We start from the raw sequence: 24,599 nt of genomic DNA on the forward strand, positions 1-24,599 counted from the left end.
GGTTCTTCAGATCCTTCGGAAAACCGAAGGTTCACGCTCGAATTTTGTCGCTTGTGGGATGCCAGTGTACCGTTTTTGCAATAATTTGCCATGAAAACCCTGCGTATTGGTACCGGACTATGCCACTCACAGTGGTCCTCAAAGAGCCCGGAATGGTACCTAGTGTCACCTAGTGTCACGAAGCATTCGGTTCAAGGCTGTTTCGAATCCCTTCGCTCGCTCCACTCCTGTATAGCGGTTTTCTCACCAACACCCCCGTGGCAACACGGTGGCAACAGGCACCCCCCTCCCGGCGCCTGCGTCCTGACCCGCCTCCGGGTTCGCGTCCAAGCATTTCCTTCTCTGACGCCTTCGTGCCCCCCGGTGCGGTGGTGGCCTCATTTTTCGCAAAGAAAGTGAGGGCCGCTGCTTGAATTCGAAACAAAAAGCCTTCAGATCAAGAGTGGCGACTGGTGCCGAAAACGGGAATGAAGGAAACAAAGTTGCTGAGATCAAAAAGGGCTCAGTAGTCATCAACGTTTTTAAATCCCAGAACAGCCGCAAGTTTCCCAAGGAGCCGGTCGCCGGGACGATGGCCGCTGAATGAATGTCCAAAAGCCGCATTTTGCCGCAAGTACCACTAAAGTCCGACGAATGTCACTAAACCCAACTCGTCGCTTGGATTCAAGCGTCGCGCACAATCGCTTACTGTGCTGTGTGCCTGCGAAGGGCCGGGGCAGAGCCGTATTTGGTTCTTGTGGGGTTTGTTCCAGGCACTCCGCACCGACTCAGGGCTTGACCTGGTGCAGCTTCGGATGTAGCCCACCGCAATTACCGTAAGACACCAACGGCCCTGAAGAAATGACCACCACCCATAACCTCACAATTCTATGAAAAAAGAACCATGCTTCGTGCTCGTGGCGTGCGCCTGCTTATTCATTGGTACCGTAAGCAACGTGCTCGCGGCCGATGTCACCGGCACTTGGAAATCCGAGTTCGATTCACAAATCGGTCACCAGAACTACATCTTCACGTTCAACCAGGATGGTGGGAAGTTGACCGGGAAAGCCAATTCAGAGGCTGGCGACCGGAAGCGCGAAGCCGAGCTGAAGGAAGGGAAGGTCGAGGGCGATACGATTTCGTTCGTCGAGCTATTGAGTATCCCGGATCGAGAAATTCGCATCAGCTACACGGGCAAGCTCTCGGCTAACGGCAATGAAATCAAGTTCACACGCGAGGTCGGTGACTTTGCCAAAACGGAAATTGTGGCCCAACGCGAGCCGGCGTTGCGTTCCGAAACTGCGCCGACGGCGAAGGATATCCGCATCAAAGCTGGCAAATCCGAGCCCGTCAAAGATGCTGAGGGTAATGTCTGGTTAGCCGACCAAGGCTTCGAGGGCGGCCAAACCATCGAGAGGCCCGATATTCAGATTGCCAACACCAAAAGCCCGGACCTCTACCGAGCGGAACGCTACAGTATGGATGCCTTTTCGTGGCCGGTGCCCAACGGGAAATACCTGGTGAAACTGCATTTCGCAGAGACTTTCGACGGCATCACCGGACCAGGCCAACGCGTGTTTTCCTTCAATGTCCAGGGGCGCGAGTTTAAGGATTTCGACGTCTGGGTCAAAGCCGGCGGGCCTTTGAAGGCCTATATTGAGGCGGTCCCGGTTGAAGTGACCGACGGCAGGATCAAGGTCACCTTCACCCCGAAGGTCGAGAACCCTCAAATCTGCGCGATCGAGATTATTCCCCAGGGAGGTGGTGAGGCAGCCAGTGCTCCAGCGCAAGCTGGGGGACTCGGCCCGCGCACAGGAGGAGGCCGCGGCGGATTTGGCGGTCCGATCGAGTTGGGACCTGACGACAAGCCAGCGTTTCCCGAGCCGCCGGCTGGGTTTAACGCGAGGCGTGACAACGTTCCCCATGGCGACGTGATCCTCATCGAGTACGACTCCAAGACGCTCGGCACGCGTCGGCAGATGCGTGTCTATACGCCGCCCGGTTATTCATCCGGTCGGAAATACCCGGTGCTGTATCTCCTCCACGGCATCGGCGCCAACAACCGCCAATGGCTGGAAGGTTGCCGCGCCGCCAACGTGATAGACAACCTGTTGGCCGATGGAAAGATTCAGCCCATGGTCATGGTTTTTCCCAATTGCGATGCCAATATCAACGCCACCAACGCCGCAGCCAGTGCGCGCCCGCGAGATGGGGGCAGGCGCGTCGGTTTTGAAGGCTATGGCGCGCCTTTCGAGAGCGACTTGCTCAACGACATCATCCCCTACATCGAGTCCCATTATTCCGTGTTCGCCGACCGCGAACACCGCGCCTTGGCGGGACTTTCTATGGGTGGCGGCCAATCTTTAAACATCGGCCTCTCGCACGTCGAGACGTTTGCGAATATCGGCGGCTTTTCCTCCGCGCCCAATACGTATGAATTCGGCGGGCTCTCTCCCGACACCAAGCTCCTGGCTGACCCGGCAGATGCCAAAGAGAAGCTGAAGGTGCTGTGGATCGCTTGCGGGAACAAGGATGGCCTGATCCGGGTCAGCCAGGGCGTTCACAAGATGCTCAAGGAGAATGGCGTCCCGCACGTCTGGCACGTGGATTCACACGCACACGACGACCCCGAATGGTCAAGCAACCTTTACCTTTTTGCACAACACATCTTCAAGTAAAGACGGAAACGCCCGGACCACTTCGTGCCAATGAAAACGCCAAAGCTTCTTCTCAGTTGCGTAGTTCTCACCGCTTTGATGACCCTGACTCTCCGGTCACAGCCGCGGGCGGTCATCAAGGTTGATCTGGACCGCAAGATCGCGCAGATCGATCCGAACATCTACGGCGCCTTTGTGGAGCCCATCCGTACCGTGGTGTATGGCAGTATTTACGATCCCAAGTCTTCCTTTGCTGATGAGAACGGATTCAGAAAGGATTTTGTCCAACTGGTCAAGGAGCTCAAGATTCCCGTGGTCAGGTGGCCCGGCGGAAATTTTGTGTCGGGCTATAACTGGGAGGACGGGATTGGCCCCAAAGATCAGCGGCCAGCCAGACTCGACCTCGCATGGCACCAGGTCGAAAGCAATCGGATGGGAACCGATGAGTACGCAAAACTATGCAGCCTCATCGGAGCCGAGAATTTCATCTGTATCAACGCCGGTTTGGGCACGCTGGATCAGGCGAGAGACTGGGTCGAGTACTGCAATTATCAGGGCGGAACCTATTACTCGGATCTCCGCAGGAAATACGGGAACGAAAAGCCTCTCAACATAAAGTACTGGGCGCTGGGCAACGAGATTGATGGGCCGTGGCAAATGGGGCAGAAAAGCGCCGAGGACTACTGCAAATTTGCCTTGGAGGCGGCCAAGCTCATGCAGTGGGTGGACAGGGATATCAAGCTCATCGCCTGCGGCGCCTCAAATTACGGGCGTGGCACCAACAATGCCTGGATCGATTGGAACGATTATGTGTTGGAACACATGATCGGCAAAATCGATTATCTCTCAGTCCACAGATATGTCAGGGAGGTCCTGGGAGGCGAAACAAATTTCCCTGCGATAATGTCCCGCGGACTGGACATTGATGAAAAGATCGAAATCGTGAAAGCCCTGATTAAGAAAGCCACGGCGAAGTCCGGCTCCGCCAGGCCGGTGTATATCTCTTTTGATGAATGGTCAGCCGGAGGCCCCGGTGCAGGCAGCACTCTCCTCGGCTCACTGATGGTGGCCCAGCACCTGAATTCATTTATCAGACACGCCGACATTGTCAAAATGGCGAACATCACCATGCTTTCGAGCCTGGTGGGGAATTCACCGGAAGGCGATTTCAAGAATGCGTTGTACCAGGCATTTTATTTATATTCGAATAACTCGCGCGGCACGGCTCTGGACGTGTATGACGAATGCGAGAGGTACAGCAATCGGGCGTTTCATGACATTCCTTATCTCGATGTCACCGCTGTATTGAGCGAGTCCGCCAAAGCAGTGGTTTTGAATGTGGTAAACCGGAATGAAAAGAATCCCATCACTAGCGATGTTATTTTGCAGAGCGGGGCATGTACGGGGAGTGCTACTGTAAAAGAGATTAACGCTGAAAGTGTGGATTCGAGCAATTCCAGGACCAGGGAAGGCGTAGCAATCACCTCAAAGGAGATTCAGTTTCAGGGCAGTTCCATCAATTACAGCTTCCCCGCGCATTCCTTCACACAAATGATGATCCCGATAAAATAGCCGGCGCAACCCACGAAGCGTTTCCCCAATCGAAGTACATCATGAAGATTCTTCGGCTTTCTTTGCCTCCAGCTCCAAATCCCCCAGCGGATACCCTGGGTTGATGCATTCCTGTGACAAATGCAAAGTTCTTGGGCCAGCACTGGTTTTGCAGGAACTCCTGCGCGTGGGCTTTCAGGTCCTCTGCCGGCCCGGGATAAACCATGAGCACTTGTGCTTTTTGCGCGGCGAAAGCGTCGGCGGGAGCAATGAAATCGCCAAGTTGCCGTGTGCAATGGGGCATTGGTAGCCAGGCCACCCGCGCAAAACAACTACTACGACAGGTTTGTTTGCGTAAAGCTGCTTCAGTTCAACCGGCTTGTATTCCAGCGTTTTTAATGTGAAATCCGGCGCGGCATCTCCGGGCTCCGGAGGGGTCGCGGACCGGCCAATGCCCGCCGTAAGCAGGGTTAGCATAATAGCCGGGCACAAACACACGAATGCGCTCGTCTTAGGTGCGGAAGGTTTAACCGAGATCTTGCGTTTCATCGATTTGTTCCTCTTAATTCAAAGACCAGTTTGATCACCCACTTCGGTTTCCAAAAGCAAACTTGCGAGCGCGGTGGGTTGGTCGTGATGTGCAACTATTCCGCGAGCAGCGTCCGACGGGGCGCCAATTGAAAATCATCTCTCTGAGGCCGTCCCCCGCCCGAAGTGCGCCTGGCGCCCTCGAAAGACATAGGAACAGCGAAGGGGTCCTGATAATAACCAAGACCTTATCGCTAAGGGCAGCTATGGATGCACCCAAGGCGCGCGGTAGTCGCGTTTGAGGAGACGGGCTGCCTCGGCATTGCCGGGAATGGTTTCAGTCTGGGCATCCCACGCGATCTTGCAACCGGTATCATAGGCGATCATGGCGAGCTTCACCGCAGCCGTGGAGCGGTACGCATCTTCGATCATGCAACCGGCGGGTTGGCGGGTGCGCGCGGCATTCAGGAATTCGGCCATGTGGAGGCCCCCCATATCGGCTCCGGCTTCATAGGTGTGGCGTTCCTTGTTTTTGCCCCGCGGAATCACTTCGTAGCGATCGTCAGTGACGAAAATGGTTTCCTTCTCGCCATATAAAGTGATGCCGTTCGAGATTTGCGGATTGTATTCTTCGGCTCCCCAAATCCGATGGTGCCAACTAAGCGGACAAGAAGCGAAATCGAAATGCGCGGCGAAGACGTCCGGGGTTGTGATGCCTTTCAGGCCATAGAGGCCGCCTGCAGCGCTGACCGTTTGCGGCAGGCCCTCGCCGAGGATCACGCGGGCAGCGTCGATGAGATGAATGCCCCAATCCACGAGGTGCCCTTGGCCGCTGGTTTTTTCGAGGCGCCAGTTCATGTGGCCGACCTGCGGGCTGTACGGGATCTTGGGACCCGGCCCGCACCAGAGGTCCCAATCGAGCGAGGCGGGTGGTGGTTGCGGGGTGGGGTCTTTCGTGCCGGCAGAATAGTTGATAGTGGCTTCGGCGCAAACGATCCGGCCAGGATCGCCGGCCTGCACCCGCTGGCGCACGGTCTGGAAGGCGGGGCTTTGGCGGCGTTGAAAGCCGACCTGAATGATGCGCCCGCTTTCCTTGGCAGCCTCGACCATCGCGCGGCCTTCACGGATGTCATAGCTGAGCGGTTTCTCCTGGTACACATCTAACCCATGATCGAGCGCTGCGAGGAATTGCAACGCGTGCCAATGCGGCGGGGTGGCAATGATCACGGCATCCAGGCCGCCGGCCTTGAGCATGTCCTCATAGAGCTTGAAGGTCTGCGGGCGTTTGCCCTGGAGCTTCTCGACATCGTTGGCGCTTTGCTGGAGATGGTCGCTATCGACGTCACACAGCGAGATCACGTCGATGCCACCGCACTTGACCGCGGCCTTTAGGTCAACCATCCCGTACCAGCCGCACCCGATTAGGCCAAGCTTGATCTTGCGGTCGGGTTCGGCGGAACGGAGCAGGGCGGGCAATTGGGAGAGGGCCACAGCGCCAACGGTCGTGCTTTGGAGAAAATGACGGCGAGTGCTTGCGCTCATGCGGCGACAATGCCCGGAAGGCAGCCAAATTGCAATTCCGTTTAAGTCCGAGGGCGCAGAGAGAGGCGAAACATCGTTCGTCGTCTGTGGGATTGCCGGCAAGATGCCACGGGAGCGCTCATGGGTGGGGCGACTCCAGCCAATTCTGGAAAGTGGCATTCGCGAGGAGTCGTTTGGCTAGTAATTCGTAGCCCGCGGTCAACGGGTGGCTGGCATCCGCGTAAAGAGCGCTGGGCAAGACCTCAGGAATAACCACCGGCGTGCCTTCCTGCCGGAGCCAGGCCGCAATACCGGCGCGAATTTCCCGATAGGGCTCCAGATTGTCCTCCGCCACCATGTGCTCGTTGAAGGGGCCCAGCACGACCAGTACGTCGTTCCCTCTGGCGCGCAACCTGGCGACGACTCGCTGGAAGGCGCGCCACTGAAGCGAGCGGTCGAGGCCCACCCACTCAAAACTCGTTGTGCCCCGGCCCTCAGAAGACCAGGGTTTGTGCCGCGGGCTGTCAGGTCCGCGTTGCGGGTCGTGCGCCGGCGCCGAGGGCACGCGGAATGTGATCTGGGTGAGCGGATTCTTCCAGCAGTGCGGGTAGTGCGGTGGATACGCACCATCGTCCTCAAGTGTCCAGTCCAGGATGCTCTTCTGTCCGAAATAGGCGTCCTGGAGGTGGCCGACCCAGGAAAGGAATTCCACATGGCGCTGCAAGACCGCGCTCAAGCGTTCGTTGGCGTCCGCCCGATAGCAGGGAATGCGCGGATAAAACTGCGGCACAAGGCGCGAGTGGTTGAACTGTTGCTCCTTGCCGGCACTCAAATCGGCTTTCGGACTGGTCATCCAGAGCACGTTGCAGTGGAGGACCACTTTTCGGTTCCGAAGCGAGGCGGCGTAATGGTCGATGAGGCCCTCCTGGGCCAGTGGGAAAAGACCGTTCAGGCCGCCATTAACGAAGCGATTGGTTTCAACCGTGGTCACATTCAAAAAATGCGATAACGTGCCGTTCGGAAGCACGTATTCGCCCCAGACCACGGAGTCGCCGAGTACGACGATCTTGGCCGGTTGGGCCGCATGGCGGAGCCACCGGCTGTACAGCCAGTAATCCTTGCTGAGCTGGTAAGTGATACGGTAGTCGGGGCCGGTTTCAAACCGTTCGATCCTTTCCCACACCCGGGGCGTCAGCAGCACGAAGAGGCCCGTGATGAGCAACGTGAACACCCATTGGCGGCGGTTCAGCCTTACGTCGTTCACCCCCAACGGGGGTTCCTTCTCCGCTCCAACCTGGTGGCGGACGGCGGGCGCTGCGGCGATGGGCGGGGTTTCCATGCTAGAACTGGAAGTAGATGAAGGCGCCGCCCCCTGAGGAACAAACGCAGAGGTACAGCAGCATGCAGACGGCCACCCCCACGCGAACCAGACGTGTCTGCAAAATATCCCGGAACCTGGATTCGTACACAAACTCGTAGAGCCACACCAGCGCCACCATGGCCAGCATCAAGGCCGGGATCTGCGGGTCATGCCAGGCCGCAGTGCAGAGCCGCCGCACGATCAACAGAGCGTCGGCCAGCGAATCGGCGCGGAAGAATATCCACGTGAAAGTAACAAACAGAAATACCCCGCCTTGCTTCAGGATTTTCGGCACTCGCTCCCGGTACACCGCGGAGCGCTCCAGTTCGCGTGTCACCAGCACGCCCAGGCCATGCAACGCGCCCCAAATGACAAACGTCCAGGCAGCGCCGTGCCAGATGCCGGAGATGAAAAACGTGAGGAACAGGTTGCGATAGGTATTGAACGCGCCACGCCGGTTGCCGCCCAGCGGGATATAAACGTAATCCCGGAACCAGGTGGAGAGGCTGATGTGCCAGCGGGACCAGAAGTCGCCCAGCCCGGTGGCGAGGTACGGGTTGTTGAAGTTCAGAATCAGGTTGAAGCCCATGAGCTTGGCCACGCCGCGCGCCATGTCCGTGTAGCCGCTGAAGTCGAAAAATATCTGCCACCCAAACGCGACCGTGGCCAGGAAGAGCGCCGGCGCGCCGAACTCCCCCGGGTTGTCGTACACGCGTTCGACGTAGAAAGCCAGGTAGTTGGCCAACGCCAGCTTCTTGAACAGGCCCACCAGGAAAAGCGAAGCCCCATCGGTGAAGTTTTGCAGGCGCACCGGCGGGAATTGGGCGAACTGCGGCAACAGGTGCCGTGCGCGCTCGATGGGCCCGGCCATGAGCTGCGGGAAAAAGCAGACGAAGGTGGCAAAGCGCAAAAAGTTGCGCTCGCGCTGACACTTGCCGAAATAAAAGTCGATGGTGTAGCTGAGCGACTGAAACGTGAAAAAGGAGATGCCGACCGGCAGGAGGTACTCGAATCCCAGAGGCATCAGGACGGAAGGATCGGACAATCTGAAGGGCAGATGGACCCAGGCCAGGACGGCATTCAGGTTGGCCGCCACGAACCGGGCATACTTGAAGAAAAGCAGCAGCGCCAGGTTATTGACCAGGCTGATCAGCAGCCATATCCGCCGGCTGCCATAGAGCGCGCCCAGGCTCATGAGCAGCACGATCACTCCCAGCATTCCCATCGCGGCGCGCAGCGTCCTGGGACCGAACGCCGCCACCAAAGCAATGCCGACTGTTGCCGTGGCGCAACTCAAGAATGATGTCTTGAGCACGCGATCCTCAAACTCCAGTCGAAACAGACGGTGAAAAACGTTGACCTTCGTTCCCTCGCGCGGACAGTGATCCATCAGCGCCACCAGGCAAAAGTCCAGCACCGTCGAGTACAGAACCAGGAACAGGTAGTAAGGATTCCACCACCCGTAAAAGAAATAGGATGCCAATGTCAGCCACGGCAACCACAGCCCCGTTTTGCGCAAGGCGAAAAACACCGGCAAAACCACCGAGAGAAAAATCAAAAAGGGCCAGGTATGGAAAAGCATGCGCGCGGGTGGCTCAGGGTGAAGAAAATCGGTTTTATCCGGGCCGCGAAGACTTCCGCAGCTCCTCCAACTGACCCGGGGCGGCCCGGCGCACACAGCGGAAGCCGCAAAAGTCTGTCGAAAAGCACGCGTCGGTATCGCCGGTTCGTTCGCCCTGGCGCGCCGTCGCGCGGCATTGCTCCGCGCTGGATTTCCAACTCCCGCCGCGGATGACCCGCTTGACATCCTTGCCGGAGCTGGGGGGGCCGAGCGGATCGGTCAGCGGGCTGGCTTTATAGTAGATGGGGCTATAGACGTCTTCGCACCATTCGGACACATTGCCGTACAAATCGCAAATCCCGAACCCGTTTGGTTTTTTCTGGCCCACGATGTGGGTCATCCGCTCGGAGTTATCCGCAAACCAGGCATACTGCCGGAGTTTGTCGGGCCGCTCAAAATCGTAATCGCCGCTCGTCCCGGCGCGGCAGGCATATTCCCACTCCGCCTCCGTTGGCAGGCGGTACCCATTGGCCGAGTAGTTGCACTTCCAGTCCGGCGTCTTTTCGTTGTAGCAGGGTTGGAGTTGCTCGAGCAGCGAGCGCTCGTTGCAGTACCGCTTGGCGTCCAGCCAGCGTACCTGCTCGACCGGTTGCTGCGGGTTTTGCTGCCAATGAGACGGATTGGGCAACTGCGCCTCTTTGAACATCGCCTGTGTCACCTCGAATTTATCCATGAGAAAGGGGCTCACCCGAACCTTGTGGGCGGGCGCCTCGTCGGGATTGCCGCGCTCCGAGCCCATCAGGAATTCTCCTCCCGGCAGGTAGATCATCCGCACCCCCGATCGGGTTGTGACGTCGAGCGGTCCGGACTCGCTTGCTTTGCCTTCCCCGCTTGCCGTCGTGGTGTCTTGGGAGGTCGCCGGCCCTGCCTTTTCGCAGGCGACCAGACCACTCAACAGGGTGCTCAACAGGAGCAAACGGACAAGGAGCATATACGATTTATCCCCATCCTAAGCGCATGAAGCCGCGCCCGGCAATCTCCGAATGCCCGCAGAGCCTGGAGCGAATTGCCTGCGCACCGAATCTCTTCAGGCTTGTAAAACAGCGCTCGCCCTTTAGGCTGCCCCTCATGCACGCATCTGCTTTTCGAGCGGGGGCTTTTTCCCGCGCTCTGCGCTGGTCCGGGCTTTGGGTGCTCCTGTTTGCCGTTTCGACCCTCCGTGCCCAGTCGCCTTTTGCCAAGCAACTCAAGACCCTGCCTTTCAAGATCGCCTATGAGTGCTATGTCAATAACAACTGGGAAATCTTCGTCATGAACGCCGACGGTTCAAACCCGGTGAACCTTACTCGTACACCCAACGTGCATGAGCATTACCCGCAGATCTCCCCGGACGGGCGGAAAATCTGCTTTTGTGTGGACGAAGGCGAAGGCCGCGACGCGGTCCGGAGTCTGTACGTCATGGACATTAACGGCAAGCGGCGCAGAAAGCTCGTCGATCATGCGCGGGAACCATTCTGGAGCCCGGACAGCAAGGTGATTGGTTTCCTGCCACAGGAATTTCCGAAGTTCAACGTGATGGACTTTTACACGAGTGGAATGAGCTTTTATCATCTGGCTACCGGGCAGATCGAACCGCAGGTCAATAGCACCAATCTCCACCACCTCTATAACCCTTCCTGGTCGAGAAACGGGAAGTGGATCGTCGCGACCGTGCACGCCGGGATGGGTTTCGAGCATACCATCCTCGCCATCGAGGCGCACGGCACCAACATTATCAATTTGAAGATACCCGGCTGCCGGCCTTGCCTCAGCCCGGATGGGGAGCAGATCGCCTGGGGAGCGGGCGACCACGAAATCGCGACCGCCCCGATCAGCCTGGATTCGGCGTGCCCCGCCGTGGGCGAGTGGGGCCTGCGAGTAAAAGACGAGACCAACAAAATCTACCACGTGGATTGGTCGCCGGACAACCGCTTCCTCAGTTTCAGCCGGGGACCGGATGGGGAGGGCGATCCAAACCTGCCGGGAACGTTTCAGGCCGCCTGCGAAATCGTCGGCGTGCGCGCCGAGGGCTGGAACCTTTGCGCCGTGTCCGCCGAACGGCAAGGCGTGCTGGATATGAACAACCCGGCGGAGACCGGTTTTCTGATGCTCACCACCAACGGCTGCAGCAACAAGGAACCCGCGTGGTTCCGCCCACGCCGGTAGCTTGTCCGCTTCCGGTGGTTTCGGTAATGATTCGGACCGCGCTCAATTCATGAACTCACCTCGATTCAAGTGGGGGGCCTTTTTGACGCTTGGCATCCTTTCCCTGGCCGCGGCTGCCGGCGTTCAGCCAGCCGCACCGGGAGAACCCGTCCAGCCCCGGAACTCTCAGCAAGATACACCCATTGCCCGGAACCGGGCAGCTTCCCCGCCCTCACCAAGCGCCGTTTCCCGAAACCTCACGCTCTGGGACACGTTTTCACCGGCATCTGACAACTTTGATCCGGAGAGGCGAGTGGGTTGGAACGTCGTTCCCGGTGATTTGCTCCTGTTGGAAAAGGATCGCCTTAAAGCCAGTTCAGACCCGGGCTATTATGGCCGGGACTATTCCTTCAAGGGGGATGCCGTTGTGGAAACCCCTGCTCTGATCGCCGCGTTCTGCTCCATCAAAGGGTGCGTAAGGCTTTTCGCCAAGGCGGGCGGCGGTCGAATCAGCGAACTCTCGCCCGTCCCAGCCGCGGGCGCCGCCATTACCATCAGTCGGGTTGAAATCGTGCGCAATGCCGACGATGACATCGTCCTCGAGGCCACCTTCTCCGGTGCGGGGCCACTCGAAAGCACCTGCATCTTTTCCTTCGACCGGACCGGTATCCTCGAGATCAAGCTCGTCGCGAACCTGGATCATCTGCGACTGTCGGCTCCCATTGCCTACGGGGTCTTCCCCGCGTTCATTGGTGACGACCTCATCTACGGCGGCTCGGAGGGTCTGGGCACCAACACCGCGGCGGTCCCAGCTGAGAACATGTTCCTGGGATTGCTCAGGGGAGAGGACACTGAGCTGGTGCTCACGTGGCCGCAGGGCGAACAACGCGTCAGCCTCCAGCTCGCTGAGGAGCAGGGAGAAGAGGTGATCCAGTCCATTGACTTCAACGGTGGCGGCCAAAACCTCTATCTGGCAGCGCTGAGCGCGCCGGGAATTTGGCACAAGGAAACCTTGACTCCCGACTTCCTCGAGAGGGATGTCCGGATTCAGTGGCGTCCCCCCTTCGCCGCCAGGTGGAAAACGCAGCTGTACGAAGAGGACCTCAAAACCTCCTATGCCTTTCGGGAGTCCAAAGGCACTATCTGGCGGGGCGTGGCCGGCTCCTATGATTATCCAGTGTGGTTCACCGCAGAGGGGGCCTTTTACCATTTGAGCAAGAAAGTTCAGCCCAAGGGCGAGTCCATTATTTATTTCCTGGAAGGCCGGGACACGCCATTGACGGTTTCAACTCCCGCGGAGCTCCTCAACCAAACGCTGGGCTGGCAGGCCGCTGAGCCGATTCTCGATCTGGCTGGCCGGAAGCTTCGCACGCATCACCGCCGAGGCGCCGTAGGCGTTCGCCGTGCCTGCACCTGCGGATGCACAGAGGCGATCCAGGCCATCTTCGAGGCGGGCGAAGAGGCTCGACAAAAGGATGAAATCCAGGGTGAGCTGGACGACATGATCTATTTTGTCCACCGCCATGTGGACCGGATTAACCAGTACCGGCAGTTCGCGGCCAGCCTCTTGAAGCTGCTCGACGAGAAAAAGCGATCAGCCCCGGAACTCGAGCCGTTTATCGAGCGCGTTGAGGAAATCGCCCGGCAAATCCCGCAGGAGTGCGAGGTCCAAAAGGAGAACATGAAAGACTTTGGGTACGCCGACGAGCTGTCCCGCAAGACCATGGCCTTGACCGCCGGCAAGGACCCCGCCCATCTGGGGGCCTACATGGAATTGCTCAATGCCTGGAGGGCGATGGGCGGCGCGCAGGATTACGTTCTGGCCAAGTGCCACACGATTACCCGCGGTCTCTGCCAAGAGGCTGGTTATGGGTGCGCGGCGATGCCTGGCGCAGTGCCTCTTGCCCGGCAGGTCCGCGCGGATTGCCGGCACATGCTGCGCAACCCGGACGGCTATGAAATCTGGCCTGATTACTGACCATGGCCTCCCCTCATCTTAGGCCCGCGATCCTGTGCGTCTGGGCGGTGTTGTTCGTTGCCGCCTGCGAACGGGCCCCGCGCGCCGATGAGCCAAAGCCCAGGAGCCCCGGCTCCGTTCAGGCCGCCGCGCCGGGCGCCAACGGCCCGCTCACGCCCACGAACATGGTTTTGATCCCCGGAGGGCAATTCCAGATGGGAGACAAGGAGCAAGCCGATGCCAAACCGCATCTCGTCCGCATTAGCCCCTTCTTCATCGACCGCACTTTGGTGACGCAGGACCAATACACCCGAGTGATGGGCGACAACCCTTCCCGCTGGAAGGGGGGGAACAACCCGGTCGAACAGGTGCGCTGGTCCGACGCGGTGCGGTTCTGCAACAAACTCTCCGAGTCGGAAGGCCTGCAACCTTGCTATGATTTGAAAACATGGAAATGCGACTTCACTGCCGGGGGCTACCGCCTGCCCACCGAAGCGGAATGGGAATATGCCTGCCGCGGCGGAACTTCCACCACCTTCTTTTTTGGCGATAATCCTGCGACGCTCGGCCAGTACGCCTGGTTCGACAAGAACTCGGGCGCCCATCCCCACCCGGTCGCCCAGAAACGGCCCAACCCTTGGGGCCTGTACGACATCTGCGGCAACCTCGGGGAATGGTGCAACGATTTTTACAAGGTGGACTATTATCGCAACTCGCCCGCCACAGACCCAACGGGGCCCGGCGTCGGTGAAACCAAAGTCGTCCGCGGCGGCGCCTGGCGGTTCAGCGCCGAACGCTGCCGCTCCGGTTACCGCTACAATGAGAACCCCGGCTACGCCGACGTCTGCTTCGGGTACGACATTTACGGCTTTCGCTGCGTCAGACGGTCCATCCAACGAGGTCCTTCATAGCCGATTCCGATGACAGCTTGCAAGGACATCCGGGTTGCGGGTGGCGGAAGCCCGATTGGTGGACAGTGACGGCGTGTCGGTCGCGCTGATTCGGCGATTTGACCGAATGGCTGATGGCGGGCGAATTCCGTATGTATCAGCGGCAACGCTTCTGGGAGCTGACCCGGCTGACGCGCAGGAACATTCTTATACCGAGATTGTCGATGGCCTGCGGGTCCACGGTGCGAACGTCCAACCCGACCTGGAGGAGCTTTGGCAACGCATGGCTTTTTTCATCTTGATTACCAATGTGGACGATCATTTGCACAACCATGGATTTCTTCATGTGAGCCACGGACAGTGGCGACTGGCTCCTGCCTTTGACCTCAACCCTTTCCCGGAGCATATGCGTGAACTGAAGACTTGGATTTCCGAGGAAACCGGCCCCGAGGCCACCATCGAGACGCTCCTGTCGGTCTTGGCCTACTTCCAGATTTCACGGACCAGGGCGAAGGAGATTTTGGGTCGGATTGAGCATGCGCTCTCTAAATGGCGTGAAGCCGGCGCGGCTCTTGGTATGACGAACCAGGAATTGGATCAATTCGCTGACGCGTTTGAGCATCCCGAACGCGAAGCCGCACGAAAAGCAATACGGGAAACGTAGGGGCGGTTTCCGTCGGTTCGCAAAGGCCTACAGCGGCAGGAGCATGGTAACGGTAGTACCCTGACCTGGACGCGACTTGATCTTGAGCTTGCCGCTGTGGGTGTCAACGATGCGGCTGACGATCGCCAGCCCCAAGCCTGTGCCTTTGGGTTTCGTTGTTGTGAGAAGAGACGAAAAGGCGCCGCGCCGTTGCTCGGGCGTCATGCCAAAACCGGTATCCCGAAATTCGACGGCGACATGGGTGGCCAGAGCACTTCGACGGGGCGAACGGACGGAGCGGGAAAGGACAGTGATGGTGCCGCCTTGCGGCATCGCCTCGGCGGCATTGAGGATTAAATTGAGAAAGGCTTGTTCGAGCTGGCCGCTTTCGCCCATGACCGGCGGCAGCCCCGGTTCGAGTTGCTGTACCAGCCGGACATTCTGATGCTGCAGTTTGTGGCGGACGAGCAAAGCGAGCTCGGCCATCAGCTCATTGAGATTGACGGGGGCAAATTGTGGTTCGGTGGTGCGGGCAAAGTCCAGGACCTGATCGACGATCTTGTTCAGGTGCTCGATTTTCTCGTCGATAATGCGGGCATCCTTTCCGCGCGGGTCGCCAGCGGGGAATTGCAAATCCAGTGAATGATACAGCATTTTGAGCACGGTCAGCGGGTTGCGTATTTCATGAGCAACCTCGGCAGCGAGCAGGCCCAGGGCCGAGAGCTTTTCGTTCTGACGCAATTGCTCTTCCACGTCAACAACGCGTTCATAGAGCTGGGCCTTTTGGATGGCAATTGCCGATAACTCAGCAAGCGCGGCCAGTGTGCGTATCTCTTCATTTGAAAAGCTGTAGGGCTGACCTGTGTAAACGCTCATGGCGCCCAGCGTTTCGCCCTGAAAAAGCAACGGCACGCTCAGCAGCGCCACCAGCCCTTCGCGCCGGGCAGTCTCAACGTTTTGATAGCGGCTCGAGGTTTGGACGTTTTCGATCTGCATCGGTTTCTTACGCCGCACGACAATCCCCACGAGGCTGTCCTCGACGCTCAGGCGGGGTTTGCGCAGGTAGGCCTCGCCGGCGCCGAAACTGGAGCGCAGGTCGAGCCATTGCCGGCTCTTATCGAGCAACATCAGCGAGCACATCCTGGCCTGCATCAATACACAGGCCTCGTGGGTGATGACGTTCAGGGCGTCGTCGAGGTTGAGGGTCGAATTGATAGCGCGGCTGACGCTGACGAGCGATTCCAGCAGACGCGCCTTAAGGCGCAATTGCTCATATAACCAGGTTTGGTGGATGACATTAGCGGCCTGGGCCGCCAGGGCTTCGAGCAACTCCTGGTCCTGGACGCTGAAGGCGCTCACTCTGTCCGCATCGACGTTAAGGACGCCCCGGACCTCGCCCTGGACCTCCAAAGGCACGGCCAATTCGGAGCGGACCTCGCTGCGAATCTGGACATAGCGCGGGTCGGCTGTCACATCATCGACCCGGGCCGCCTTGCCTGTGCGGGCGACCCAGCCTGTGACCCCTTCGCCGATGCGCAGCTTCAGTTCGGCGGCCTCGGGCGGGAGGCCATACGAAGCATGAATCTCCAGCAAACCGTTAGTTGGGTTGAGCAAGATCGCTGAGCCGCTTGATGCGCGCATGAGGCGCACCGCCTCCTGCAGGATCAAGCGCAGCGCTTCCTGCGGGTCCAGCGTGGAATGGATGACGTTGCCAACCTGGCACAACAAGTTTAACCGTTCGTAACGGCCCTGTAGTTCTCCCAGTGGATCGCTCATTGCAGGGCTATCGCACTCGCGCGGTTAAATACAGGCCCGTCAGGCCAAACGCCGCGTTGGGAAACCAGCCGGCAATCCAGGCAGGAATGTAACCCCCCGCCCCTGAGGCCAGGCAAACTTGTTGGAGCACATAATAGGCAAAAAAGATCAAGATGCTGCTGGCTACCCCGACGAAGACATTGCGGCGGCCAGAGGGGGCGCCGAAGGGAATGGCAATCAGAACGACCACCAGGCACGTCCAGGGCGTAGCCAGGCGACCGTAGAGCTTCGTGTAAAGAGCAGCAGCTTGGGCTGGGTGTGGGTGCAATCGCAGATAATTGATGATTTCCTTAATGGGCAAATCCGCTTGGCGGACCGTGCCGAGTGTTTTGGGATTGCTGATGCGGAGTTCGCTGCGGATTTCCTCGGGCGTCTCCGTAAAAGCCGGCTGGACTAAAACGTTTGTGCGCAGCAGGAGAAAGGGCAGCAGGTCCGGTTGTGCCGGTTCTTTGTGTTCCTCGGAATTATAAAAAACCCAAACCCCGTTTCGGCGCACCGCGCGGTCCGCGTACAAAGTGATGCGTGAGCTGTCCGGCTGGGTTGAAATGACGATTGGCTTGATCATTTCACCGGTGCGCGGGTCGTACAGACCAATGCGCCAGATGCGTTGGTCGCGCGAGTTGACAAACTCGACGTCACGGGACCGGCTGGCGGTCACATGCGAGCGGCGGTTGCGGATTTGCTCGGCGCGATCGGAGCTGTCCGGCACATAGAACTCGTTGAGAGCAAACAGGGCGAGGCTGGAGACAAAACCCACCGCCAGATACGGAACACACAAGCGCCAGAGGCTAACGCCCGCCGCCCGTATGGCGGTGATCTCGTGATGCCGCGCCAGGTTGGTCAGTGTGTAGAGCAAGGCCAGCAACAGCGCCACCGGCAAACCCAGCACGAGAAACCCGGGCGCCTCGACCAGGTAGTATTCTGCAATATCGCCTGGGCGCAGGTTGCGCGCTTGAAAACCGCCCAACTCATTCACCAGATCGACTGTGATCCACAACAGCAAAAAGCCGCTGAGGCAGTAACCCAGCGGCACAAGCAACTCGCGTAACAGGTAACGGTCCAGCAGCCGCATCGCCGTTCAGCCTAACTACCGAACCGGTTCAAAGCAAGGCAAGGGCGCAGGCCGTTCCCGTCCCTCCGGGCCCGGGGCTAATGACAGAGTCGAAGCAACCCAGCCGCCATTCGTCCTCGTGGTCGTCCTGGTTCTCGAAAGACTGAAAAATCGAGGACGAGGAGGAACGGGAGCCGTCCATTTTCAAAACACGCTCTTAGCTTCTGTGCCGAGATTCTTGTATGCAGCTACACCTCGCAAATCCGCATCATTCTATCCAGTGTACCCAGCGGGTCCTTTGTGGGTGTGTATTCGTGCGCGATGAAGCCCTCAAAACCGGTTGAGGCGATTCCTTTGCAAATCCCGGCGTAATTCATTTCCTGGGTATCATCGAACTCGTGACGGCCCGGGTTTCCCGCTGTGTGAAAATGACCGAGGTACTGCATATTATTTTTTATGGTGCGGATGATGTCTCCTTCCATAATCTGCATGTGATAAATGTCGTAGAGCAGTTTCACACGAGGGGAGTTGACCCGCTTGCAGAGTTCCACGCCCCAGGCCGTGTGATCGGCCATATAACCCGGGTGATTGACCTTGCTGTTGAGCAACTCCGTGCAGACCGTGACGCCCTGATCCTCCGCCAGGGCCTTAATGTTGTTCAGGAAAATCACGCAGTTGTCCATCCCTTCCTCGTCCGAGATGCCTTTCCGGTCGCCGGCTAGGGCGATGACATTGGACGCCCCTGCCGCAGCGGAGGCCTTAATATTCTCCTGCATCTTGCGTCCCATTTCTGCGTGGTTCCTTTTGTCGTTCATCCCGCTTTTGATCTGGGTGCCACCATGGACCATGGTGGGTATCAAGCCGTACTTCTTGAGAACGGGGAAATCCTTCGGGTCCACCAGGTCCACGCCCCAAGAACCCAGCCGCGCCGCCTCGCGGCACATCCCCTCCATGTCCAGGCCGCTCCCTCGGAAAACGCCCAGAGTGACCGATTGTTTTAAACGTCCTTTGCGTGGCTCGGCCTGGGCGGCGGTGGATGCGTTCAAAATGGAAAAAGCCGCCAAGCCCCCGAGTGTAGCCAGGAAACTGCGGCGCCGAAGGGGAAGGGTACTATTCATGATGTGAGAGTAAGCGTTCCTTTATGGTCAACTCAAGCTTTTGCAACTCAGCCGGAGATGAGGATCATATTGGCGTATTGGGTTGTATCGGCTGTGCGGATGAGGCCGATGGCATCGGGGACGGCTTTCTTAAAGGTCGCGTGGGGCTGGTGTGTGATGGGGATGCCCTCGATGGCCTTGGCGAAGCGGGTCCGCACAGAGGCGGTATTGTGTTGCAGGAATTCGCTGGCCATAAAGGCATGGGCAGGCTGGAAATGGTGGCGAATGGCCGCCAGGACTTGCAGGACGGTTGGAACATCGTCCGTGAGGGAGAGATCGATGGTCTCGATTTGCGGCCAGAAAGGAAAGCCGCGATCAGCAATGACCAGCGAGTTGGTGTGGCGCACGCGGGCCAGCAGCGAGAGGATGTCTGGGTTCAGGATTTTTGTGGTGAGCATAAGCGGGTTGGGTTTGTTTTGCGCCGATCTTGAGCCAATTGTTTAGCCACGGATTGGACGGATTGCACGGATGAAATGGAAGCCTAAAACTCCTTTGCCCGCCCGGGCTCCTGCGTTAGGCTGTTTGCCCATGCGCACGTTGGTTGTCCCGCAAAATATCGATTCCTGCCGGGTTCGAAGGAACCGCCTCCCGGTCACCGCCTCGTCGCCCATACTCTCCTTCCTGCTTGGCGGTTTCCTGGCGTTCGCATGGGGTGCGGCCTGCGCGGGGGATTTCAGCGGGAAGAATCTGCTGGGCTTCAGCGCCGGGAATTCGGCAAAGGAGCGGGCGTTGGAGGACCAATTCGATACCCAAATCAATCCCGATGAGCAACGGGAATGGCTGCAGCAAATGTCGGCAGAGCCCAACCAGGTGGGGTCGGCGCACGACCGAGCCAACGCCGAGTTCATGCTCGAGAGATTTCGCGAATGGGGTTGGGATGCTGGGCTCGAAACCTTTTACGTCCTGTATCCCACGCCCAAAAAAGAGGTCCTCGAACTGGTCGCCCCCAACCATTTTGTCGCCCGCCTGTTTGAGCCTCCTGTGCCAGGGGACCAAACCTCCGCCAGAACCAAAAACGCCCTGCCTCCATACAACGTCTATGGAGCGGATGGGGACGTGACGGCCGAGCTGGTGTATGTGAATTACGGGATGCCTGATGATTACAAGGAACTCGCGCGGCATGACCTCAACGTCAAAGGCAGAATCGTCATCGCCCGGTACGGCGCCGGCTGGCGCGGTCTAAAGCCGAAGCTGGCCTACGAGCACGGCGCCGTTGGTTGCATCATTTACTCCGACCCGCATGAGGATGGTTACGCCGCAGGCGACGTTTACCCCAAGGGAGGCTTCCGTCCACCCGATGGGGTGCAGCGCGGTTCTGTAGCGGACATGCCGGTGGCCCCGGGCGACCCATTGACGCCCGAAATCGGGGCAACCAAAGATGCCAAGCGCTTGCCCTTGGCGGAGGCAAAGACGGTTTTGAAAATCCCGGTTTTGCCGGTCTCGTATCGAGACGCCCAGCCGCTGCTTGAGGCCCTCGCGGGACCGGTCGCCCCGCCCGGCTGGCGCGGGTCCTTGCCGCTTACCTATCATCTCGGGCCGGGGCCGGCTCGGGTGCATCTGGCCATCGCTTCGAATTGGGACCAAAAACCGATTTACGATGTCATCGCGAAAATGAAAGGCAGCGAAACGCCGGATGAGTGGATTCTCCGCGGCAACCATCATGATGGATGGGTCTTTGGGGCATGGGACCCTTTGTCGGCCAACGTGGTCTTGATGGCCGAGGCCAAAGCCATCGGGGCACTGGTCAAACAGGGTTGGCGTCCAAAGCGCACACTGGTCTATGCGGGCTGGGATGGGGAGGAGCCCGGGTTGTTGGGCTCGACCGAATGGGTCGAGACCCATGCCGAGGAATTGCGCCGGAAGGCTGTTCTCTATGTGAACTCGGACTCGAACGGTCGAGGGTTCCTCGATGCGGGCGGCAGCCAAAGTCTTCAATGGCTTGTCAACCAGGTCGCCGCTGAAATCCGCGATCCGGAAACCGGCACTAACGCCCTGGCACGCTTACGCGCCAAACTACTGGTTGAAGCCAGCGGGAGGGGCGCTCGAACGGCGGTCCAGGAAGCGGCCAAACTTCTCGAAGCGGGCCGTGTCCCAGCCCTGCAGGCGCTTGGGTCCGGCTCGGATTACACGCCGTTTTTGCAACACCTGGGGATAGCCTCGCTGTCCATCGAGTATGGCGGCGAGGACAAGGAGGACGGTATTTATCATTCTGCCTATGATTCATTCGACCATTACGTGCGGTTTGGTGACCCGGGATTTGCCTATGGAGTGGCGCTGGCGCAAACGATCGGTCATCTTATGCTGCGGGTTGCCGATGCGGACGTTCTCCCGTTCGAATTCAAAGAATTTGCCGATGCCATCGAGCGATACTCCAAAGAAATCCACAAGCTCGCCGATGACATGCGCGAGCAAACCGAGCAAGAGCGCCGGCTGCTCGATGAGAATGCCTTCAGCCTGGCAGCCGACCCCACCGAACCCCACTTCGCGCCGCAACGCGAGGCCAGCGTGCCGTTCCTCAACTTCGCGCCTCTCGATAACGCCGTGCTGCGGCTGAAGAAAAGCGCCAAGGCATGCGATGAGGCCCTCGAACGGGTCTCCGCCCCCGACACCAGGATGAGCGACGCCCAGGCCGCCGAGGTGAACAGCCTGCTGCAAGACATTGAGCAGACCCTCACCTATTCCCGGGGGTTGCCAGGCCGCGAGTGGTTTCGCCACATGATCTACGCGCCCGGGTTGCAGACGGGCTATGGCGTCAAGACGCTGCCGGGAGTGCGCGAGGGAATTGAACAGCGCCACTGGCGTGAAGTCGCCCAGTACATGGAAGTCGTAGGGAGGGCGCTCAATGCCTATTCGAGCCAACTGGACAAGATCACCTCAGCACTGGGGCCTGCATCCCAAAACTAGATGGAGCCTCTCTCCAATGTGCGTCATCAAACCAGTCCCTAATGGTGCATGCCCTTCATCATGCTGAAGGCAAAAATGAGAGCGAGCGGAATCCCGATGACGAGCTGCAAGATAAACAGGATCGTCCCGATGATTCCACAGATACGACCGGCATTGGTGAGTGAACGGCCACTGGGGTCCATCGTTCCGGCATCTATTTGTTTAAGGTCGCCGTTGCCCATCACCCATGCCGCTATCCCAAATGGCTGGCAAATCGCTATACTGAGAATGCCAAACACAAGAATGAGGTTGCCTCGATGCGGTTTCATATAAGGTGATGACTGTGCTGTTTGAATAGGCCAATCGGCAATCTCGCGCAACAATTAAATGAGCGCGAAAAAACTTCAAGGCGGAGTGACAAAGTCGCCGATTATCAGTCGCCAGGCGCAGTAAAAGCGCCTGGGCGTGGGGGCAAGGTAAAGGCCCCTCCTCTCCCCTGGCCTCTCCTCCAAAGGATGAGTATCTGTTTAGCCCGCTCGCGTCGGCGCTTCGTGGCGCAGCGCACATGGAAAAATGTGGGTAGTGACAAGAGCTTCCAACCTGGGGAGAAGGGGAATGCTCGGCAGCATACGGTTGTAGCACGTGTTGGCCTCGCACCGGTTGGATGCCGCGCTGGGATGAAAGTCCAGGCGCGCTGCCTCTGTCTGTACTTTTGCAGGGGCCCCGCCTAACCCGTTACCGGCTCGGGGTCGCATGCCGCGCTTGCATCCGGCACTGCCACTAATCCTGCCGCGGGTTTGCGGGAAGCCACCGCCGGGGCGCAAGGCAAAAAGACGGCAAATTGCGAACCTGCTCCCGCTTGGCTGTTGACCTCGATCCAGCCCGAATGCTGTTTGATCAGCCCATGAACCGTCGCCAGGCCAAGCCCGGTCGCTTTGCCGGGCTGCTTGGTGGTGAAGAATGGGTCGAACAGGCGGGCCTGGATGTCCGGCGTCATCCCGCACCCGTTATCGGCGACGCTGAGGCAGACATAAGTTCCTGCACGCGCATCCTCGACCGTCCGCGCATGGGATTCTTCGACACGCACCGCGGCGGTCCAAAGCCCCAGCACTCCCCCTTTGGGCATGGCATCCCGCGCGTTGAGAGCCAGATTGCGCACTATCTGTTCGACCAGGCTCGGGTCGGCCATAATGGGCGGGAGGTTGGGCCAAAAGCTCTTTTGGATAGTAATCTTGTTCCCCATGAGCCGGCCAAGGACCCCGGCCTGGTTCTCGATGAGTTTATTTAAATCCAGGGCCTGAAGCCGCATGGGATGGCGGCGCACCAGGGCCAGCAGTTGGCGCGTCAGGCCAGCCGCCCCCGCTGCAGTGGCTGCGATTCGCTTGAGCGCCTCCGCTGCCGCCACGTCCTGGCAAGTCTGCACCTGCACAGTGGCTTCTCCCTCGATAACGGCAATGAGCCGGTTGAAATTATCCGCTACGCCCCCGGCCAATTGGGAAGTCACTTCCATCTTTTGGGCTTGCAACAATTGCTTTTGGAGCAGGCGCTGCGCCGTCACTTCGTTGGTCAGCACCAGCCGGGCCGGGCACCCGCCGTACACCAGGTCCAGCGCGATGAGTTCCACCTCGATGATAGCCCCGTCCTTCTTGCAGTGCCGCCAGAGCCGGCGCGTTGGCACCCCGGTGCTGCCCTGGATACCGTCAGCGGCGAAGCTCTCCGCTTCCCCCGCCACAAAGAGGTCCTTGGCCGTCAGTTCCCTGAATTCTTCGCTGCCATAGCCATAGTGCCGCAGGGTGGCGGTATTAAAGGCAAGGAACCGGAACGATTTGAGGTCGAATATCCACATCGGCTGCGGGTTCTCATCAAAAAGGAACCGGTACTGTTCCTTGGATTTTCTCAGCTCCTCCTCACCCTGCCTGCGCAGGGAGATTTCCTGTTGCAACTCCTCGTTGGTTTTGTCCAAATCCGCTGTGCGGTCTTTGACTTGTAATTGCAAGGCCTGACGCAAGTGCCTCTCCTCAACTTCCAATTGCAACCGTTCTTTGAACAGGATTTCGATATGCACCATGCCAATGAGTAGCAACACGGGCACAAACACGTTCAGCAGGTCCAGCGTCAGTCCCGCATCCATGCCCACCCCCATCGGATGCCAGGAGCGAACCAGTTCCAAAAGGGCCAGCAAAGAAAAAACTGCAAAAAGCATCCAGCCGACCCGCTGGGTGCCAAAAAGGCGATTCAACCGCAGGGCATAGGGTGGGATGAGGCATGGCAACAGGCTCAAAACCATCTTGAGAACAGGCGCGTGACTCATAGCTGTCCTCCTGGCCCGGGGTGTCCATGAATGCAACAACTGTTGTTGCTACTTGAGACACCGCGCTGCGCCCTGGGGCGCCCCAGCACCGGCACTGCGACTTGGCTTCGAGCTAAAATCATTCAGACCCTTCTGAGCACTTGTCAGGCCAGTTGCTGGCCTTAATTCTCGCCTACCGGGAAGGCTTCATACCCCTCGCAGTAGCCCCAACCTCGGGACCCCCATCAGACGCATGCTTCCGTGGATTACCTGCGGACACACGCAGGGCTTGGTCAGGATTGCTCCGAGGGCTTGGACCGCAGACCCGTCGTCAGGAGCGGTAAGACCGTAAAGTGCCCGGCGTCCTCGTGGACGATCACGTATGACGCGTTGGGTGGCAGCCAAATATAATCGGAATGCGGCTCTGCATACTCTTTGCCGTCCGCCATACGCAGGGTAAAAGGAGTGCCGCTCTCAATCGCGCTGGCGCGGAGGGTTGAGCGGCGGCGCGGCAGCCACTGGCTTCCCCCTGCGCGGCCGACACGACGCCTGCGCCTTCGTCAGTTCACGCA

General features: G+C 58.9%; 17 protein-coding genes and 1 pseudogene. 7 read left to right on the plus strand and 11 right to left on the minus strand.

The features are described from left to right. The first annotated feature begins 869 nt into the window (after positions 1 to 869). Together VG146_13640 and VG146_13645 are read left to right on the plus strand one after the other, a co-directional pair. Entirely contained in the window at positions 870 to 2,657 is a 1,788-nt protein-coding gene (locus tag VG146_13640) for a malectin domain-containing carbohydrate-binding protein (GenBank protein HEV2393390.1), read from the plus strand. A 30-nt stretch (positions 2,658 to 2,687) separates the two neighbouring features. Continuing rightward, positions 2,688 to 4,208, plus strand: coding sequence for an alpha-L-arabinofuranosidase C-terminal domain-containing protein (locus tag VG146_13645; protein HEV2393391.1), 1,521 nt, complete (start codon positions 2,688 to 2,690; stop codon positions 4,206 to 4,208). Between the two features lie 174 nt (positions 4,209 to 4,382). Here the strand turns inward: VG146_13645 and VG146_13650 are convergent, their stop codons facing one another. From VG146_13650 to VG146_13670, 5 genes are all read right to left on the minus strand, one after another. Continuing rightward, the gene (locus tag VG146_13650; GenBank protein HEV2393392.1) at positions 4,383 to 4,736 is read right to left on the minus strand and encodes a hypothetical protein; all 354 of its coding nucleotides are present in this window, start codon (positions 4,734 to 4,736) and stop codon (positions 4,383 to 4,385) included. 243 nt (positions 4,737 to 4,979) lie between these two features. Beyond that, positions 4,980 to 6,257 carry a Gfo/Idh/MocA family oxidoreductase gene (locus VG146_13655; GenBank protein ID HEV2393393.1) on the minus strand — a complete coding sequence of 426 codons (1,278 nt, stop codon included), beginning with the start codon at positions 6,255 to 6,257 and terminating at the stop codon, positions 4,980 to 4,982. A gap of 118 nt (positions 6,258 to 6,375) precedes the next feature. Then, positions 6,376 to 7,575 (minus strand): hypothetical protein, encoded by a 1,200-nt coding sequence (locus VG146_13660; GenBank protein ID HEV2393394.1) that lies wholly within the window; start codon positions 7,573 to 7,575, stop codon positions 6,376 to 6,378. 1 nt (position 7,576) lies between these two features. Further along, complete coding sequence (locus VG146_13665) at positions 7,577 to 9,178, minus strand: MBOAT family O-acyltransferase (GenBank protein HEV2393395.1); 1,602 nt, start codon at positions 9,176 to 9,178, stop codon at positions 7,577 to 7,579. A gap of 34 nt (positions 9,179 to 9,212) precedes the next feature. Further along, positions 9,213 to 10,148, minus strand: a complete 936-nt coding sequence (locus VG146_13670; GenBank protein ID HEV2393396.1) for an SUMF1/EgtB/PvdO family nonheme iron enzyme — start codon at positions 10,146 to 10,148, stop codon at positions 9,213 to 9,215. A 137-nt stretch (positions 10,149 to 10,285) separates the two neighbouring features. Between VG146_13670 and VG146_13675 the strand changes: the two genes are divergently transcribed. The 4 genes and pseudogenes from VG146_13675 to VG146_13690 all read left to right on the plus strand — a co-directional run bounded on the left by VG146_13675 (position 10,286) and on the right by VG146_13690 (position 14,852). Further along, positions 10,286 to 11,362, plus strand: a complete 1,077-nt coding sequence (locus VG146_13675) for a hypothetical protein (GenBank protein HEV2393397.1) — start codon at positions 10,286 to 10,288, stop codon at positions 11,360 to 11,362. Positions 11,363 to 11,411: 49 nt separating this feature from the next. After that, a complete protein-coding gene (locus VG146_13680; GenBank protein ID HEV2393398.1) occupies positions 11,412 to 13,319 on the plus strand; it encodes a hypothetical protein in 1,908 nt (635 codons plus the stop codon). A 2-nt stretch (positions 13,320 to 13,321) separates the two neighbouring features. Beyond that, positions 13,322 to 14,209, plus strand: coding sequence for a formylglycine-generating enzyme family protein (locus VG146_13685; protein HEV2393399.1), 888 nt, complete (start codon positions 13,322 to 13,324; stop codon positions 14,207 to 14,209). A gap of 25 nt (positions 14,210 to 14,234) precedes the next feature. Continuing rightward, a pseudogene (locus VG146_13690) lies at positions 14,235 to 14,852 on the plus strand (HipA domain-containing protein). Between the two features lie 27 nt (positions 14,853 to 14,879). On the opposite strand, the gene VG146_13695 reads toward VG146_13690, so the two are convergent. The 4 genes from VG146_13695 to VG146_13710 all read right to left on the minus strand — a co-directional run bounded on the left by VG146_13695 (position 14,880) and on the right by VG146_13710 (position 19,252). Beyond that, complete coding sequence (locus VG146_13695) at positions 14,880 to 16,607, minus strand: GAF domain-containing protein (GenBank protein HEV2393400.1); 1,728 nt, start codon at positions 16,605 to 16,607, stop codon at positions 14,880 to 14,882. Positions 16,608 to 16,614: 7 nt separating this feature from the next. Beyond that, the gene (locus VG146_13700) at positions 16,615 to 17,718 is read right to left on the minus strand and encodes an LptF/LptG family permease (protein HEV2393401.1); all 1,104 of its coding nucleotides are present in this window, start codon (positions 17,716 to 17,718) and stop codon (positions 16,615 to 16,617) included. A 227-nt stretch (positions 17,719 to 17,945) separates the two neighbouring features. Next, positions 17,946 to 18,815, minus strand: coding sequence for a TIM barrel protein (locus VG146_13705; protein ID HEV2393402.1), 870 nt, complete (start codon positions 18,813 to 18,815; stop codon positions 17,946 to 17,948). Between the two features lie 47 nt (positions 18,816 to 18,862). Beyond that, positions 18,863 to 19,252, minus strand: coding sequence for an RbsD/FucU family protein (locus VG146_13710; protein HEV2393403.1), 390 nt, complete (start codon positions 19,250 to 19,252; stop codon positions 18,863 to 18,865). 130 nt (positions 19,253 to 19,382) lie between these two features. Between VG146_13710 and VG146_13715 the strand changes: the two genes are divergently transcribed. After that, entirely contained in the window at positions 19,383 to 21,758 is a 2,376-nt protein-coding gene (locus VG146_13715; GenBank protein HEV2393404.1) for a transferrin receptor-like dimerization domain-containing protein, read from the plus strand. A 38-nt stretch (positions 21,759 to 21,796) separates the two neighbouring features. Here VG146_13715 and VG146_13720 read toward each other — a convergent pair whose 3' ends face one another. Both VG146_13720 and VG146_13725 read right to left on the minus strand, forming a co-directional pair. Next, positions 21,797 to 22,066: a DUF4190 domain-containing protein gene (locus VG146_13720; protein ID HEV2393405.1), complete on the minus strand. Its 270-nt coding sequence runs from the start codon at positions 22,064 to 22,066 to the stop codon at positions 21,797 to 21,799. Positions 22,067 to 22,464: 398 nt separating this feature from the next. After that, positions 22,465 to 24,048, minus strand: a complete 1,584-nt coding sequence (locus tag VG146_13725) for an ATP-binding protein (GenBank protein HEV2393406.1) — start codon at positions 24,046 to 24,048, stop codon at positions 22,465 to 22,467. Positions 24,049 to 24,599: the final 551 nt, after the last annotated feature.

This window comes from Verrucomicrobiia bacterium (assembly GCA_035946615.1).
Taxonomy (GTDB): Bacteria; Verrucomicrobiota; Verrucomicrobiia; order Limisphaerales; family UBA8199; genus DASYZB01.